This window comes from Deinococcus radiodurans R1 = ATCC 13939 = DSM 20539 (assembly GCF_000008565.1).
GTDB lineage: Bacteria > Deinococcota > Deinococci > Deinococcales > Deinococcaceae > Deinococcus > Deinococcus radiodurans.
The window spans coordinates 2,250,001-2,266,129 of the sequence record NC_001263.1 but is presented as its reverse complement, the minus strand read 5'-3'; the positions used below and the strand labels follow the sequence as shown (position 1 = coordinate 2,266,129).

The following is a 16,129-nucleotide window of genomic DNA, read 5'->3' as shown; positions in this document are numbered from 1 at the left end:
TAAGCCGTACTCTGAAGAGGTTCATGCCTCAGACCGAGACCGCGCAGCGTATGGAAGACTTCGTTGCCTACTGGCGCACCCTGAAAGGGGACGAGAAGGGCGAAAGTCAGGTATTTCTGGACCGGCTCTTTCAGGCCTTTGGGCACGCCGGATACAAGGAAGCGGGCGCGGAACTGGAGTACCGGGTCGCCAAGCAGGGCGGCGGCAAAAAATTCGCTGACCTGCTGTGGCGGCCCCGCGTGCTGATAGAGATGAAAAAGCGCGGCGAGAAACTGGCGAACCACTACCAGCAGGCCTTCGACTACTGGCTCAAGCTGGTGCCGGACCGCCCACGTTACGCCGTGCTGTGCAATTTCGACGAGCTGTGGGTCTACGACTTCAATCAGCAGCTCGACGAGCCGATGGACCGGCTGCGGATAGAAGAACTGCCTGAGCGGTACACGGTGCTGAACTTCATGTTTGAGCAGGAAAGGGCGCCGCTGTTCGGCAACAACCGGGTGGACGTAACCCGCGAGGCCGCCGACAGCGTAGCGAAGGTGCTCAACAGTGTGATTGCCCGTGGTGAAGACCGCGCCCGCGCTCAGCGTTTCCTCTTGCAGTGCGTCATGGCGATGTTCGCCGAGGACTTCGAGTTGATTCCGCGTGGCTTTTTTACCGAATTGGCCGACGACGCCAGGGCAGGCCGGGGAAGCAGCTTCGACCTCTTCGGCGGGCTGTTCCGGCAGATGAATACCTCCGAACGGGCACGGGGCGGGCGTTTTGCGCCCATTCCGTATTTCAACGGCGGGCTGTTCCGCGCCGTGGACCCCATTGAACTTAACCGCGATGAGCTTTACCTGCTGCACAAAGCCGCGCTGGAAAACAACTGGGCCAGGATTCAGCCGCAGATTTTCGGGGTGCTGTTTCAGAGCAGCATGGACAAGAAAGAGCAGCACGCCAAGGGGGCGCACTACACCAGCGAGGCCGACATCATGCGGGTGGTGTTGCCCACCATCGTCACCCCGTTTCAGCGGCAAATCGAGGCGGCGACCACGCAAAAGGAACTGCGGGCCATTCTGGACGAACTCGCCAGCTTTCAGGTGCTCGACCCCGCGTGTGGCAGCGGCAACTTCCTGTATGTCGCCTACCGCGAACTGCGCCGCCTGGAAGCCCGCGCCCTGCTGCGGCTGCGTGACCTCTCCGCACCGGGGACCGCCCTGCCGCCTGCCCGCGTGAGCATCCGGCAGATGCACGGGCTGGAATACGACCCCTTCGGCGTGGAACTCGCCAAAGTGACCCTCACGCTCGCCAAAGAACTCGCCATCCGTGAGATGCACGACCTGCTGGGCAACACCGGCCTGGACTTCGACCAGCCGCTGCCGCTGGACAACCTCGACGACCGTATCGTGCAGGGCGACGCCCTCTTTACCCCGTGGCCCCGTGTGGACGCCATCGTCGGCAACCCCCCGTTTCAGAGCAAAAACAAGTTGCAGCGCGAGATGGGCGCGGCCTATGTCAAAAAGCTCCGTGCCCACTACCCCGACGTGCCGGGCCGCGCCGACTACTGCGTCTACTGGATTCGCAAGGCGCATGACCAACTGGGCAGCGGCCAGCGGGCGGGTCTGGTGGGCACCAACACCATTCGTCAGAACGACAGCCGTGTCGGGGGGCTGGATTATGTCGTGCAGCACGGCGGCACCATCACCGACGCCGTGGGCACGCAAGTCTGGTCCGGCGACGCCGCTGTGCATGTCAGCATCGTCAACTGGGTCAAGGGGCCAGCCGAAGGCCCCAAGCATCTGGCGTGGCAGGTGGGCGACCACCGCACCAGCCCCTGGCAAAGCACCGAGTTGCCCGTCATCAACTCTGCCCTGTCTGCCGGAACCGATGTCACGCAGGCGCAAAAGCTGCGCGTCAACATGAACAGCGGCGCGTGCTACCAGGGCCAGACCCACGGCCACAAAGGCTTTTTGCTGGACGGTCTGGAAGCCGGGCAGATGCTCAGCGCCGAGCGCAAAAACGCCGAGGTTATTTTTCCGTACCTCACGGGTGATGAACTGCTCCGCACCAGCCCGCCGCACCCGACCCGTTATGTCATTGATTTTCAGCCGCGTGACGTGTTCGGCGCGAGGGCCTACAAATTGCCCTTTGCCCGCATAGAACGCGAAGTGCTGCCTACGCGCCAGGCCGCCGCCGCCGAGGAAGAAGCCCGCAACGCCGAAGTGCTGGCCGCCAACCCAAAGGCCAAGACCAACAAACACCACCGCAATTTCCTGAATCAGTGGTGGGCACTGTCGTATGGGCGCAGTGAAATGATTGAGAAAATTTCATCACTGAGCCGTTATATTGTCTGCTCGCGCGTTACCAAAAGGCAAGTATTTGAGTTTCTAGATAATGGTATCCGTCCTAGTGACGGTCTTCAAATTTTCGCCTTTGAAGATGATTATTCATTTGGAGTCATCCAAAGTTCTGTCCATTGGCAGTGGTTAATTGCACGTGGGGGAACATTAACGGCCCGTCTTATGTACACCTCCGATACCGTTTTCGACACCTTCCCCTGGCCTTAAGACCCGACACTGGCGCAGGTGCGGGCGGTGGCGGCGGCAGCGGTGAAGCTGCGGGAACTGCGGAACAAGGTGATGCGCGAGCAGGGCTGGAGCCTGCGCGACCTGTACCGGACGCTGGACATGCCGGGCAAAAACCCGCTGCGTGACGCTCAGGAACGGCTGGACGCGGCGGTGAGTGCGGCTTATGGCCTGCCAGCGGGGGCGGACATGTTGGACTTTTTGCTGGCCCTGAACGCARAAGTGGCGGCGGCGGAAGCGCGGGGCGCGGCGGTGACGGGGCCGGGCCTGCCTGCGGGCCTGAACACGGCGGACTTCGTGACGGCAGATGCGGTGCGGCCTCTGGGCTGAACACCGAAAGCGGGCACCCAGGGAAGCTCCCGGGTGCCCGCCCTGCTGACTGGACCGTGCTCAGCCCCCCACGTGCACCTGTGGGCGGCGTCCGGGGTCGCGCTCGGCCACCCGCAGAATTTCGTGGGTGAGCGGCGGAATGTCGCCCTCCCCGGCGAGCAGGAAGCGCAGGGCGTTGGCGGCGGGGCCTTTTTCGCTCCACTCGAAGTAGATGTGGGGCGGCGCGCCGGTCAGGTCACGGACGTAGAGCAGCACGGCGGCGATGGTGTTGGGCACGCTGTTGCCGGTGGCGCGCAGGATGCGGTGGGGGCCGACCTGCACGCCCTCCAGGTACACCGTCGATTTGAAATCCGAGGCGTCGAGCACCGCCACTTCCAGAAACAGGGCCACCTCGCCCGCGCTGAGGTGGTTGTCGAGCCGCACTTCCAGCGCCTTTTCCTGGTACTCGGCGGCGTCGCCCGCGTTCAGGTGGTTGGCGATAAAACGCACCGGCAGCCCGTGGGCGGCCACGTCCCGCACCATGTCCAGCCCCGCTTCATCGAAGTGGACATTCTGCACCCGCAACTCGGTGCTGCGCCCGATGCGCGACCAGATGCTCACGACCAGAATCCCGGCGATAAAGCACAGGGCAATCCACAGGCCCTCGGGCCGCTCCTTAACGGTCACGAAGGCGGTGTAGACGAAAATCAGGCTGACCAGCCCGAACGCCAGCGCCGCCTGGGGGTGTTTGCGCCGCAGCTCGGTCAGAAAGACGGCGATGGCTGCCGAGGTCATCAGTGCCAGCACGCCGGTCGCGTAGGCCCCGGCCTGGGCGTCCACGTTCGCCTGAAACACCAGCGTGACCAGCGCGGCGATGCCGGTAAACACCAGCACCAGCGGGCGGGTGGCGCGCGCCCAGTCCGGCGCCATGCCGTAGCGCGGCAGGTAACGCGGCACGATGTTGAGCAGCCCCGCCATGGCCGAGGCGCCCGCAAACCACAGGATGAAAATGGTGCTCACGTCGTACAGCGTGCCGAAGGTGTCGCCCAGCCGGCGATGGGCGAGGTACGCCAGCGCCCGCCCGTTGGCTGCGCCGGGGGGCGTGGCGACCGTGACCTGGGTGGTGGAGCCGTTTTCAGTCACATTCACGGCGATGGGCACCGCGCCGCCCACGGTGTCGGCCTGCACCGCATAGTTGCCCCGCTGCCCCGCCGGAACGTGGAAGGTGTACATCTCCCTGGGCTCAGTCGGGTGGTCGAGCGGCACGTTGACCACGGCGCGGCCCGCCCGCAGGTCGGCGGTGTTGACCGCGCGCGTCACGCTGGTGGCGGCCCAGAACTCGTGGCGCGGAATGAGGACGGTGGTCACCAGCGACGACCCGAGCAGCAGCACGCTCATGATGCTGGCGGCGGTGGTCAGCAGCTTGCGGGCGTTGCGGATGCGCCCGGCGGGGTTGGCGTGGGTGTCGCCCGCTTCGCCGCGCACCAGCGGCATGACCACCACGCCCGTCTCGAAGCCCGACAGCCCCAGCGCCAGTGCCGGAAACACCAGCAGCGCCGCGCCGATCAGCGACAGGGGTGAGGCGAAGGTGTGGCGTAGCCCCGCCCACCAGCCGCTCAGCAGTTCGGGGTGGTGCAGCACTTCCAGCGCCCCGTTGCCGATGACCACCACGCTCAGGCCGAGGTAGACGATGACCAGCACCACCGCCAGCCCGATGGCTTCCTTGAACCCCTTGAGAAACACCGCCCCCAGCAGCGCGATGAGCGTCAGGGTAATCGCCACGTTCTGCCCGCCGAGCGCCGACTTGAGCAGCGGGTTCTCGACGAGGTGCGCGGCAGCGTCGGCCGCCGACAGGGTGATGGTGATGACGAAGCCAGTGGCGACGAAGCCCAGCAGGGAAAGCACCAGCGTCTTGCTCGGCCAGTAGCTCAGCAGCTTTTCGAGCATGGAAAGCGAGCCGTCCCCGTAGGGGCTTTCCTGTGCCACCCGGCGGTACATCGGCAGGGCGCCGAACAGCGTGACGAGCACCAGCACCAACGTGGCGACGGGTGCCAGCGCCCCGGCAGCGAGCGCCGCGATGCCCGGCTGATACCCCAGGGTGGAAAAGTAGTCCACCCCGGTCAGGCACATCACCTTCCACCACGGCTCGGTGTGCGACTGCTCGCTCACGTCCTGCTCTTCTTCGTAAAACCCTTCGTGTTCGGGCTGGCCCGTTTCAAGAAACCACTGCATGAACGGGCTGCGTTGGGGGGCAGGCATGCGCGGGAGCCTAGCGCCTCCAGGTATCGGGAAGGTGAAACGGGAACATGTGATAAGAATCCCGATTGAATCCGGAACTACCAGATTCAATCCGAGCGGATGCGAGGGGGAAAAAATGCGGATTTCGCGGTATGGAGGCGCAGGCGGTGCGGTCCCGACTGTGCCGGATGAAACGGGGACCGGGCCACCCGTCCGGAACAGTGGCTTACCCTCGGGTATGGTCCTGCTTCCCCTTGCGCCCGGCGCCTTTCACCTTCCCGGTCCTGTTAACAGCGTGGTGCTAGACAACGGCGCGGGTGGCGCCCTCCTGATAGACACCGGCCTCGACGACTCCCACGCCCGCAAACTGCTGCGCGAGGTGGCGGCGCTGGGGCTGCGGCCCGCAGCCATTCTCAACACCCACTCGCACACCGACCACCACGGCGGCAATGCTTTCATTCTCAAGCGGTTTCCCGAAGTGCCCGTCTTCGCTCCGCCGCTGGAAGCCGCCGTCATCCGGTTTCCGGTGCTGGAGCCGCTCAGCCTGTTCGGGGCGCTGCCGCCGCGCGAGGTGCAGACCAAATTTCTGCTCGCGCCGAGCAGCCCCGCGCAGGGGGTGGAGCCGGGCGAGCAGCGCTTAGGTGGGGTGGACGTGGAGCTGCTTGCCGTCCCCGGCCACGCCGCGCAGATGTACGCGGTGCGGGTGGGCGACGTGCTCTACGCCGCCGACGCCCTCTTCGGCCCGGACGCGCTCGCCAAGCATCCGCTGACGTTTTGCGTGGACAGCGCCGCGCAAAAAGCGAGTGCGGCGGCCCTCGCTGGGCTTTCCGGCGTGCGGCTGACCCTGCCCGCCCACGGCGACCCGGCAGAGGAGAGCGCGGCGCTGGTCGCGGTCAATCTGGCGAGCTACGAGCGGACGACGGCGGCAGTCCGTGAGGCGCTGACGGCGGGCGCGGCGACTGTAGACGAGCTGCTCGCCCGCGTTTGCGCCGCACTCGGAGTCACGATGACGAACGCCGGGGCAGTGCTGCTCAACCGCGCGGTCATCAGCGCCCACCTCAGCGAAGGGTTGGCGGCGGGCTGGGCGCAGCTTGAAGTTAGCGACCACCGACTGCTGTTTGCCCAAAGGTAAAGAAAATGGCTATGGGCGCCCCTCGCGGGCCCGGCGTAGGGTGCGTTCATGACGAAGAAAAGCACCAAGAGCGAGGCAGCCAGCAAGACCAAAAAGAGCGGCGTGCCGGAAACAGGAGCGCAGGGTGTGCGCGCGGGCGGCGCCGACCACGCTGACGCCGCGCACCTCGGCACCGTGAACAACGCGCTCGTCAACCACCACTACCTGGAAGAAAAAGAGTTCCAGACCGTCGCCGAAACCCTGCAACGCAACCTGGCGACCACCATCAGCCTGTACCTGAAGTTCAAGAAGTACCACTGGGACATCCGGGGCCGCTTCTTCCGTGACCTGCACCTCGCCTACGACGAGTTCATCGCCGAGATTTTCCCCTCCATCGACGAGCAGGCCGAGCGCCTCGTCGCCCTGGGCGGCAGCCCCCTCGCCGCGCCCGCCGACCTCGCCCGCTACAGCACCGTGCAGGTGCCGCAGGAAACCGTGCGCGACGCCCGCACCCAGGTCGCCGACCTCGTGCAGGACCTCTCGCGCGTGGGCAAGGGCTACCGCGACGACTCGCAGGCCTGTGACGAAGCCAACGACCCTGTCACCGCCGACATGTACAACGGTTACGCAGCGACCATCGACAAGATTCGCTGGATGCTCCAGGCCATCATGGACGACGAGCGCCTCGACTGAGCTAATTTTTGAGCATAAAGCAGAGGGCCATGACCGGCCTTCTGCTTTTGTTTGGAGAGGGGAAAACACCATGCCAGAAGACCAGCAAGCAGGAAGCCGGCAACGCATCTCCAAAGGCCCAGTCAAAAAGTCCGAGCGCGACTTCGACTACGACGTGGACTACCGCGAGCGCGACCTCCGCAAAGAGCCGGAGCTGTACCGGGTGGGCCGGGGCGAACAGGGCGTGCTGCTGGTGCAGCCATACAAGGCCGAAATTTTGCCGCACTGGCGCTTTGCCACGCCCGACGCGGCCCGCGAGAGCAGCGAGAAAATCTACGCGATGTTTCTGGACTATCTGGCGGCGGACGACTTTGTGGGGGCCGACATGGCGCGCAAATTCTTGCAGATGGGCTTTACCCGCTCGCGCCGTTACGCCAACCACAAAGGTGGCAAAAAGTACGACGGCCCGGTGCCCGACGATAAAAAAGGCCAGTCGGGAGCGCATGGCCGTGCCGAGTTGCCCCGCCAGCCCGAGGACCCGGTGAAGGCTGAGTCCGCCCGCATTTTCAAGGCCAAGTGGGACGAGGCCGAGGCGCACGAGGAGTACGCGGCCATGAAGAAGGAGTGGAAGGCGAAGTACGGCTGAGCCGCCTTATTCTGGTTCTGTCGCACCCCCTTCACGCCAGAGCGACGCCCAAAAGGAGACCCCATGACCACCCTTCCCACCCGCCAACTCCGCGACCTCACCGTCTCTGCCCTGGGCCTGGGCTGCATGGGCATGAGCGAGTTTTACGGCGACGCCGACGAAGCCGAGAGCCTGCGCACGCTTGACCGTGCCCTGGATTTGGGCGTCACCTTCTTCGACACTGCCGACATCTACGGCCCCTACCACAACGAGGAACTGCTGGGGCGCTGGCTCAGGGGCAAACGCGACCGGGTGGTGCTGGCAACCAAATTCGGCATCGTTCGTGACCCGGCGGACCCGTCCAGGCGTGGTTTCTCGGGCCGCCCCGAGTACGTGCGCCAGAGCATCGAGGGCAGCCTGAACCGTCTGGGCACCGACCATGTGGACCTCTACTACCTGCACCGCGTGGACCCCGACACGCCCATCGAGGACACCGTGGGCGCGATGGCTGACCTCGTGCAGGAAGGCAAGGTGCGGGCGCTGGGCCTGTCCGAGTGCAGTGCCGATACCCTGCGCCGCGCCCACGCCGTTCACCCGATTTCGGCGGTTCAGAGCGAATACAGCCTGTGGACCCGCGACCCGGAGGAAAATGGCGTCCTCGCCGCCTGCCGCGAACTGGGCGTGGGCTTCGTGCCCTACAGCCCGCTGGGGCGCGGGTTTCTGGCCGGACAACTCAAGTCGCCCGATGACCTCGCCCCCGACGACTTCCGCCGCCACAACCCCCGCTTTCAGGACGAAAACTTCCAGAAGAACCTCGACCTGGTGCGCGAAATCGAGCGCCTCGCTGCCGAAAAGGGCTGCACGCCCTCGCAACTGGCCCTCGCCTGGGTGCTCGCGCAGGGCGAGAACCTCGTGCCCATTCCCGGCACCAAGCGTGTGAAGTACCTGGAGGAAAACGTGGGGGCGCTGGACGTTCGCCTGACCCCTGACGAACTGCGGCAGATAGACGCGACGTTCCCGGTGGCGGCGGGCGACCGTTACCCTGACATGCGGCACGTCAACCGCTGAACCAAGGGAGCGAACCTGGAGGTCAGGGCAAGCCGGTCCTGGCCTTTTGCCTGCCTGTTCGGGCTGTCTGTCACCGCCCGCCTCACTTGAGCACAGTATGCTGAAGTTATGCAACTGAACTTCCCTCAAGTCTGCCGCCGTGGAGCGACCCGATGAGCTGGTTTGACCGCCTCCGCCAGGGCCTGAGCAAAACCCGGCAACAGATCAGCGGCACGGCGGGGCCGCTCGATCAGGAGGTCCAGACAGCCTTTACCCGCATCGACAACATCGAGGACCTCGAGTACGCCCTGATTGCCGCCGACGTGGGCCGGGCGGCCACCGAAGAAATCATCGAGGACATCCGCAAAAATGGCGAGGGCCGGCTGCAAGACGCGCTGATGCGCGCGCTCACGCTGCAACTTGAACCCAACGCCCGGCGCGCGCAGTTCCGGGAACTCGGCTTTTCGCCGGATGTCAGCCGCTCCAAGGTGGACCCCAAGGGCCACGTCGTCATGGTCATCGGCGTGAACGGCGTGGGCAAGACCACCACCATCGCTAAGCTCGGCCAGTACTACATGGAGCGCGGCCAGAGCGTCATGTTTGCGGCGGGCGACACCTTCCGCGCGGCGGCGGGCACGCAGCTCGGCGTGTGGGGCGAGCGCCTCGGCGTGCCGGTCATTCAGGGTGTGGACGGCGGCGACCCGGCGGCGGTGGCCTTCGACGCGGCGGGTGCCCGCAAAGCACGCGGCACCGACCTGCTGTTCGTGGACACGGCGGGGCGACTGCACAATAAGCACAACCTGATGGAAGAGTTGAAAAAGGTCCGCCGCGTCATCGACAAGGCCGACCCCGGCGAGCCCGCCGAGGTGTGGCTGGTGCTCGACGCTGTGACCGGCCAGAACGGGCTGCAACAGGCCAAGAAGTTCCACGAGGCCACTCCGCTGACCGGCGTGGTCGTCACCAAGCTCGACGGCACCGCCAAGGGCGGCATCCTCGTGCCCATCGTCCGCGAACTCGGCGTGCCCATCAAATTCATCGGCGTGGGCGAGCAGCCCGGCGACCTGCAACCGTTCGACAGCCAGGAGTTCGTGCGGGCACTGTTTGACGTGGAGCTGCCCAAAGCCTGACGGCTCTCTAAGTCCAACCCCTCCGGGCAGCGGCCTCTTTCCTCAGGAAAGGCGGCTGCTGTTTTCTACTTGACATAGGGCGTTATGTTTACATGACATCTCAGTATGGTCGCCAAACGAAAAGAGGAGGCTGCGATTTACAACCGGCTGGCCGCGCTGCGGGCCGAGCTGGCGTCGGCGGTGGGGATCAACCCGCAATCGGTGGGCTTTATCGAGCGCGGCGACTATGGCCCCAGCCTGGAACTCGCACTCAAGATGGCGCAGGTGTTCAGGCTCCCCGTGGAGGCCATTTTCTCGCTGGAGCCCCTGCCGGCCCTGAGCCTTCAGGTCTACGGACAAGGAGAACGGATATGATGTTGACCGCCAAACCGTTTCGTTTAGCCGCACCCAGCCGATGAAACGCCGCCGCTTCTGGGCCGCTGTGCTGGGCCTGGGTCTGCTGGTCCTGCAACTCACGCTGCCCAGTCTGGACAGCGAACGCTGGCTTGGGGTACTGCCGCTGCTGCTGCTTCCCGTCGTCGGCGCCGCCCTGCATCAACTGACCTCCGACGCCTGGGTCTGGAACCGGCTCTTTCGCAAGGAAGGCGAGCTCGACGAGTACGAGCGTCATTCGCGCAACGCCTTCATCGCCCGTGCTTATGGCCTGAGCAGCGGCTGGATGCTGTGGATGCTGTTCGCGGCTTACCTGCTGAGCGGCGGTGTTCTCAAGCGTTTTCCGGCCATCAATCCCTTCCCGGCGGGCAACCCCGAAACGGCCAGCGTCGTCTTCTTCATCCTTTTGGGGATGGGCTATTCATATCTGCCCCGTATCGTGGCCGCGCTGAGCGAGGAGGAGTTCGCCGATTGACCTGTTGTCACGCTGCTTCTTTCCCTCATTCCCCGGAGGCCCACCCATGAACAAACTCATGAACAAAATTGTTGCTCTGTCCCTCGCCCTGCTGACGCCCGCCCTCGCCGGAGGCGCAGGAAACCCCGACGAGGCCGCCATTCGCCGCAGTTATCAGGAGCTGATGCGCGCGACGGTAGCGGGCGACTCGGCCACCATCCTGCGCTTCTACGCGCCGAAGTTCAGCGGCTACGGCCCACGCTACGAGCCGATCACCCGCGAGATGTTGACCGCGAGGGCGCCGGGCCTGACCTTCAAATCCGCGCAGGTCACGGCGCTCAAGCTGGTGCGCCAGGGTCAGACCTACAACGTGACCGCGCAGGTCCGGAGTGAAGGCGAATACGACCTGGGCGGCCAGAAAATGCCTGTGGTTCAGACCGGCGAGACGCTGGATACCTGGCAAAAGTTGGGTGGACGCTGGCAAATCGTGGACAGCCGCGCTCTGAATGCTCAGGTGGACCTAGGCGGCAACCGACAGGTCCTGGCCGACCCCGCTCCCCTGAGCCCGGCCTCACGCGCTGCGCTGGTAGCGGCGCTCCGGCCTTTGCTCAGGCCCGTCAACCCGTCCGGCACCGGAGTGGCCGACCTCGCCTTTCTGACGCCGCTGGCTCAGGCCCGCTTGATTGGCGTCGGCGAGGGGAGCCACGGCACTCACGAACATTTCGTGCTCAAGGCGCGGATTTTTAAGGCGCTGGTGCAGGAGCACGGCTTCACGACCCTCGCTTTCGAGGCCAATCCGGCGCGCGCGCAGGCGGTGCAGGCCTACATTTCAGGTGAGTCGGCGGACCTCACGGCGGCGGTCAACGGTCTGGGCTTCAGCGTGTGGCGCACTGCCGAAATCCGCGACCTGCTGGTGTGGATGCGCGGGTACAACGCGGCGCGGGGGAGCAAACCGGCCCTGAACTTCGTGGCGGTGGACATGCAGGACCCGGGGGGCAGCGCTGCGCTCCTGGGCACCCTGGTGCCTGGGCTGTCAGCGGCGGCGGCCCCCTTTGCCAAACTTGAGCCGTATCAGATTGACGAACTGGTGAAAGACCCGGCCCAACAAAAGGCGTTCACCGAGCAGGCCGCCACGCTGCTGAAGCAGGCCAACGCCCTGAACGCGAACACGCCCCACCGCGCCCAGGCCCAGGCGCTCGCCCGGACCGTGCAGCAGGCGGTGCTGGCCGCCACCGGGCAGGGAACGCGCGACGACTTTATGGCCGAGAACCTGCTGGCTGTCCTGAAGGCTGACCCGCAGGGCAAAGTGATGCTCTGGGCGCACAACAGCCACGTCAGCAAAGCGCCCGACGCTCTGGCGCAGACCGGCATGGGCACGCGGCTGGCGGAGGCACTTGGACGCGATTACCGCACCATCGGCCAGACCTTTACCGGCGGCAGCATCCGGGCGACGCTGGTGGGCCAGGAAGAGAAGGGTATGCAGAGCGTCGCCGTGGCCCCCTCGCACCCCGACAGCCCCGAAGCTCTGGCGACGGCGCCCGCCGCCCTGGTCATGGCCGATGCGCTGAAAGTTCCCGCCGTGCGCGAGTACTTCGCCACGCCACGTCCCATTCGCGGCATCGGTCAGAGCAGCACGCCCGGCGCGATGGGCTACACCTTCGAGGTTCTGCCCAAGAGTTACGACGTGCTGATTTTCACCGGGAAAAGTACGCCTGCTCAGGCGGCGAAGTAAGGCGCTCCTGCAATAAAAAAGCTACCCGCTTTCCGTTTAGGAGCGGGCGGCTTTGAATCTGATGGGCGACTTTACAGCACGGAGTGGACCACCTTCACCACGTTTTCCACGCTGAAGCCGAACTTCTCAAACAGCACCTTGGCCGGGGCCGACGCACCGAAGGTCGTCATGCCGATGACTGGGCCGCCGAGCGTCCACTCGTACCAGGGCTGCGGGCTGGCGGCCTCGATGGCGACGCGCTTCACGCCGGGGGTCAGCACGCTGTCGCGGTAGCTCTGCTCCTGCTGGCGAAAGACCTCCATGCACGGCATGGACACCACGCGGGCCTGCACGCCCTCTTCGGCCAGCCGCTCGGCGCTGCTCAGGGCCAGGGCGACTTCCGAGCCGCTGGCGATCAGGATGACTTGAGCCCCCTGACCATCGGCACCGTCCACATCTCGGAGGACATACGCGCCCTTCTTCACGCCTTCGATGTTGGCGGGCAGAATCGGCAGATCCTGGCGCGAGAGGGCGAGCGCGGTGGGGCCCTTGTCGTATTCCAGCGCCATCAGCCACGCGGCGGCGGTTTCGTTGGCGTCGGCGGGGCGAATGACGTGGGCGCCCGGCACCGCTCGCAGCATGGCGAGCTGGTCCACCGGCTGGTGGGTCGGCCCGTCTTCGCCCAGACCGATGGAGTCGTGGGTCAGCACGTAAGTCACCGGCTGCATTTGCAGCGCCGAGAGGCGGAAAGCCGGCTTGAGGTAGTCGGCGAATACCAGGAAGGTGCCTACCATCGGGTGCAGGCCGCCGTAGAGGCTCAGGCCATTGCCCGCGGCGCTCATGCCGAACTCGCGCACGCCGAACAGCACGTTGCGCCCGCCCATGGTGCCCGCTTCCATCTCGCCGCCGTCCTTGATGGTGGTCTTGGTCGAGCCCGAGAGGTCCGCGCTGCCGCCCATCAAACCGGGAAGCACCTTCGCCAGCGCGTTGATGACTTCGCCGCTCGCGTTGCGGGTGGCCGCCGCCTTGCCGCCGACTTCGTACTTGGGCAGCAGGTCGGCGAGGTTGGCGGGCAGTTCACGGGCGAGCAGCGCGTCCACTTCCTTGCCGAGGTCGGGGTGCGCGGTGCGGTAGTCGGCCATCAGTTTTTCCCAGTCGGCTTCGAGTTGAGCACCCTTAGCGCGAGCGTTCATGTGCGCAGCCACTTCGTCGGGCACGGTAAAAGCGGGGTACTCCCAGCCCAACGCTTTCTTCGTCTCGGCCACGCCCTCTTCGCCGAGCGGCTCGCCGTGCGCCTTGCTCGTGCCGGCGCGCGGGCTGCCGAAGCCGATGATGGTGCGCACCTGAATCAGCGTGGGCCGCTCGCTTTGGCTGCGGGCCTCGGCAATCGCCTTTTCAATTTCGTCCAGATTGTCGCCGTCTTCCACCTTCAGCACGTTCCAGCCATAGGCGCGGAAGCGGGCGGCGGTGTCCTCGGACTCGGCCTTGTTCGTGGGCGTGTCGAGCTGGATGTGGTTGTCGTCGTGCAGCCAGATCAGCTTGCCGAGTTTCAGGTGCCCGGCGAGCGCGGCGGCTTCGTGGTTGATGCCTTCTTGCAGATCGCCGTCGCCCATGATGGCGTAGGTGCGGTTGTCGAAAATCGGAAAGCCTTCGCGGTTGTAGCGGGCGGCGAGGTGTGCTTCGGCCATCGCCATGCCCACCGTCATCGCCGCGCCCTGCCCAAGCGGGCCGGTGGTCGCGTCCAGACCCTTGGTGTGGAAAAACTCGGGGTGGCCGGGGGTGTGGTAGCCCCACTGCCGGAAGTGGCGCAGGTCGTCGAGCGTCATTTCCTGGTAGCCGGTCAGGTGCAGCAGGCTGTAGATCAGCATGGAGGCGTGCCCCGCCGACAGCACGAAGCGGTCGCGGCCCGGCCACTCAGGGTGCGCGGGGTTGTGGCGCAGGAACTTGTGCCACAGCACGTAGCCCATCGGGGCCATGCCCAGCGGCGCACCGGGGTGGCCCGAGTTGGCGGCCTGCACCGCGTCAATGGCGAGCGTGCGAATGGTGTTCACACTCAGCCGCGCCACGTTTTGGGAAACGCTCTGGTCTGTCATGTCGGCAGTCTAGCGGGCAGGCCAGGGCCGGGGGTCAGGAATCGTCCAACCAAAAGAAAAACGCCTGCCAGGAGCGGAAGGCGCGGTTAAAGATAAAACTGGACAGTCCCTCAACTTCGGACAGTCTCCGGTCAGACTCGCAAGCGCACCACGGCGCTTTCATTCCGGTAAAGACAGAATACGCTAGGGGCGTAAAGATGTCAAGCCTCTCTGTGAATGTGACTTGAGTATGCGGGGCGCAATCGTTGAGCCGAGCTTGAGCAGGGGCGCCGAAAGCTGCCGAAGCCGGGTTGCATATGCACCCGCTAGGCCATTTGGCGGAGGAATCAGATTCGCCTAGAGAAAGGTGACCCGCCAAGATGACTCCATGTCTGCTCCTTCCTCTCCCCAGGTGCGCTCGGCCCAGCCCGCCGACGCCTTTCTGGCCGCTCTGCTGCTCAATTCCACCCAGGAACCGCACTTTCAGGCGACGGCGCGCAAGCTCGCGGAACGTTTCGCCGCCCCCGAACATGGTTATGTCGTGAGTGAAACGGCGGGGCAGGTCAGCGGCCTCGGCTCGCTCTGGCTGCCGGATTTTCACCCCAGCCACGCCTGGGTAGGTCTGCACCTTCACCCCGACCACCACGCCGACGCGGCGGCCTTGCTCGAGTTTCTTGCCGCTCAGGCCCGCGCTGCCGGGCGTTCCCACCTCTGGGCCAGCGTGCGCGAGGACTATCTACCTGCTTGGCCCGACCTCCCCGCGCTCGGCTTCCGCGAGGTTCACCGCACTTTCGGTGGTGGGTTCCATTTGCGCGACTGGCAGGTGAACACTGGGGCGCTGGAAGCCGCGCTCACTGCCCGGCACTACCGCCTGACCCCCGCTGCCCCCTTCCAGCACGACGCCCGCCTGACCGAGCTCTACGCCCTGACCCGCCAGGACCAGGTAACGGCGCCGCCCACCATTGATCCCGCTGCCGAAGCTCTGACCGATGAAGACGCTCTCTGGAACGCCGCTTGGCTCGCCTGGCACGGCGAAACATTGGTCGGCCTCGCCCTCCCCGAACGTTCGCGTCTCCACGCCTGGAACGCCGTCCTCGTCGTTCACCCGGAGCACCGCCGCCAGGGTCTTGCCACCGCCCTGCTCGCTCAGGTGGCCCGCAGTCTGCAAGCCGGGGGCCTGTCCTTCCTCAACGTGGCGGGCAGCAAGCGCGACGCCGCTTACCTCGGCGTGCTCCGTCGTCTGGGCGCCAACATTGAACCCGACTGGGTGGCCTGGGAGCGCGAGGCGTGAACATCCGGCCTTTTCAGGAGGCTGACGCTGCCACCGTCGCTCACCTCGTCACCCAGAGCGTGCGCGGTCAGTGGACCTACCGGCCCGAGCAGTTTCGGGTGTCCGCCGACCCCCAGCGCCGCCGTCTGGTGGCCGAGCGTGGGGGAGAGGTCATCGCTTCCGTCCACTGCTCCCCCTTCGGTGCCGGTGCCCCCGACGCGCTGCGGCTAGACTTCGCGGGCGAGGGCGCATCCTTTTCTCCCCTTTACCTCGCACTGCTCGCCGACCTGCCCACCGGCTTCTCGCGGCTGCTCGGCGTGACCCGCGAGGACTGGCCCGAGCAGATGCACTTTTTTCTGGCGGCGGGCTTTCGCAACGCCTGGCAATCCTGGGGCGCCCAGCTGGACCTGACGGCCTGGGACGCCGGGCGCTTTCAACCTCTGGAGGAGCGCCTTTTCCTGCAAGGGCTGGAAGCCGAGCGCTATGACGTGGACGGCTCCGACTGGGACGCTTTCTACGCCCTTCACCGCCAGGGTGAGGCCGACATGCCGCGCAAT

At 65.7% G+C, this 16,129-nt stretch carries 14 protein-coding genes (1 of these 14 cut by a window edge); 12 read left to right on the top strand and 2 right to left on the bottom strand.

What is annotated here, in order from left to right; all coding sequences use genetic code 11:
* Positions 1-23: 23 nt before the first annotated feature.
* Positions 24-2,546 (top strand): class I SAM-dependent DNA methyltransferase, encoded by a 2,523-nt coding sequence (locus tag DR_RS11655; protein WP_010888895.1) that lies wholly within the window; start codon positions 24-26, stop codon positions 2,544-2,546.
* A gap of 18 nt (positions 2,547-2,564) precedes the next feature.
* A complete protein-coding gene (locus tag DR_RS16500; protein ID WP_010888894.1) occupies positions 2,565-2,894 on the top strand; it encodes a hypothetical protein in 330 nt (109 codons plus the stop codon).
* 60 nt (positions 2,895-2,954) lie between these two features.
* Here the strand turns inward: DR_RS16500 and DR_RS11650 are convergent, their stop codons facing one another.
* Positions 2,955-5,132 (bottom strand): hypothetical protein, encoded by a 2,178-nt coding sequence (locus DR_RS11650; protein WP_010888893.1) that lies wholly within the window; start codon positions 5,130-5,132, stop codon positions 2,955-2,957.
* A gap of 217 nt (positions 5,133-5,349) precedes the next feature.
* On the opposite strand from DR_RS11650, the gene DR_RS11645 reads away from it, so the two are divergent.
* From DR_RS11645 to DR_RS11610, 8 genes are all read left to right on the top strand, one after another.
* The gene (locus DR_RS11645) at positions 5,350-6,243 is read left to right on the top strand and encodes an MBL fold metallo-hydrolase (RefSeq protein ID WP_027480339.1); all 894 of its coding nucleotides are present in this window, start codon (positions 5,350-5,352) and stop codon (positions 6,241-6,243) included.
* Between the two features lie 48 nt (positions 6,244-6,291).
* Positions 6,292-6,915: a Dps family protein gene (locus DR_RS11640; RefSeq protein ID WP_010888891.1), complete on the top strand. Its 624-nt coding sequence runs from the start codon at positions 6,292-6,294 to the stop codon at positions 6,913-6,915.
* Positions 6,916-6,985: 70 nt separating this feature from the next.
* Positions 6,986-7,540 (top strand): DUF4385 domain-containing protein, encoded by a 555-nt coding sequence (locus DR_RS11635; protein ID WP_227085949.1) that lies wholly within the window; start codon positions 6,986-6,988, stop codon positions 7,538-7,540.
* 63 nt (positions 7,541-7,603) lie between these two features.
* Positions 7,604-8,587, top strand: coding sequence for an aldo/keto reductase (locus DR_RS11630; RefSeq protein ID WP_010888889.1), 984 nt, complete (start codon positions 7,604-7,606; stop codon positions 8,585-8,587).
* 152 nt (positions 8,588-8,739) lie between these two features.
* The gene (gene ftsY / locus DR_RS11625; RefSeq protein ID WP_010888888.1) at positions 8,740-9,693 is read left to right on the top strand and encodes a signal recognition particle-docking protein FtsY; all 954 of its coding nucleotides are present in this window, start codon (positions 8,740-8,742) and stop codon (positions 9,691-9,693) included.
* 105 nt (positions 9,694-9,798) lie between these two features.
* On the top strand, positions 9,799-10,047 hold the full coding sequence (locus tag DR_RS11620; protein WP_010888887.1) for a helix-turn-helix transcriptional regulator: 249 nt from the start codon (positions 9,799-9,801) through the stop codon (positions 10,045-10,047).
* Positions 10,048-10,087: 40 nt separating this feature from the next.
* Positions 10,088-10,540 carry a hypothetical protein gene (locus tag DR_RS11615; RefSeq protein ID WP_010888886.1) on the top strand — a complete coding sequence of 151 codons (453 nt, stop codon included), beginning with the start codon at positions 10,088-10,090 and terminating at the stop codon, positions 10,538-10,540.
* Positions 10,541-10,586: 46 nt separating this feature from the next.
* The gene (locus DR_RS11610) at positions 10,587-12,251 is read left to right on the top strand and encodes an erythromycin esterase family protein (RefSeq protein ID WP_010888885.1); all 1,665 of its coding nucleotides are present in this window, start codon (positions 10,587-10,589) and stop codon (positions 12,249-12,251) included.
* A 71-nt stretch (positions 12,252-12,322) separates the two neighbouring features.
* Here the strand turns inward: DR_RS11610 and tkt are convergent, their stop codons facing one another.
* Positions 12,323-14,323 carry a transketolase gene (tkt, locus tag DR_RS11605; RefSeq protein ID WP_010888884.1) on the bottom strand — a complete coding sequence of 667 codons (2,001 nt, stop codon included), beginning with the start codon at positions 14,321-14,323 and terminating at the stop codon, positions 12,323-12,325.
* A 367-nt stretch (positions 14,324-14,690) separates the two neighbouring features.
* On the opposite strand from tkt, the gene DR_RS11600 reads away from it, so the two are divergent.
* Positions 14,691-15,593 (top strand): GNAT family N-acetyltransferase, encoded by a 903-nt coding sequence (locus DR_RS11600; protein ID WP_010888883.1) that lies wholly within the window; start codon positions 14,691-14,693, stop codon positions 15,591-15,593.
* Positions 15,590-16,129: the 5' portion of a GNAT family N-acetyltransferase gene (locus DR_RS11595; RefSeq protein WP_010888882.1), read on the top strand. Its footprint extends 360 nt past the window's final position; 540 of the gene's 900 nt are visible here — the first part of the coding sequence; its start codon is at positions 15,590-15,592; its stop codon lies beyond the right edge, outside the window. The genes DR_RS11600 and DR_RS11595 overlap by 4 nt, the downstream gene beginning before the upstream one ends.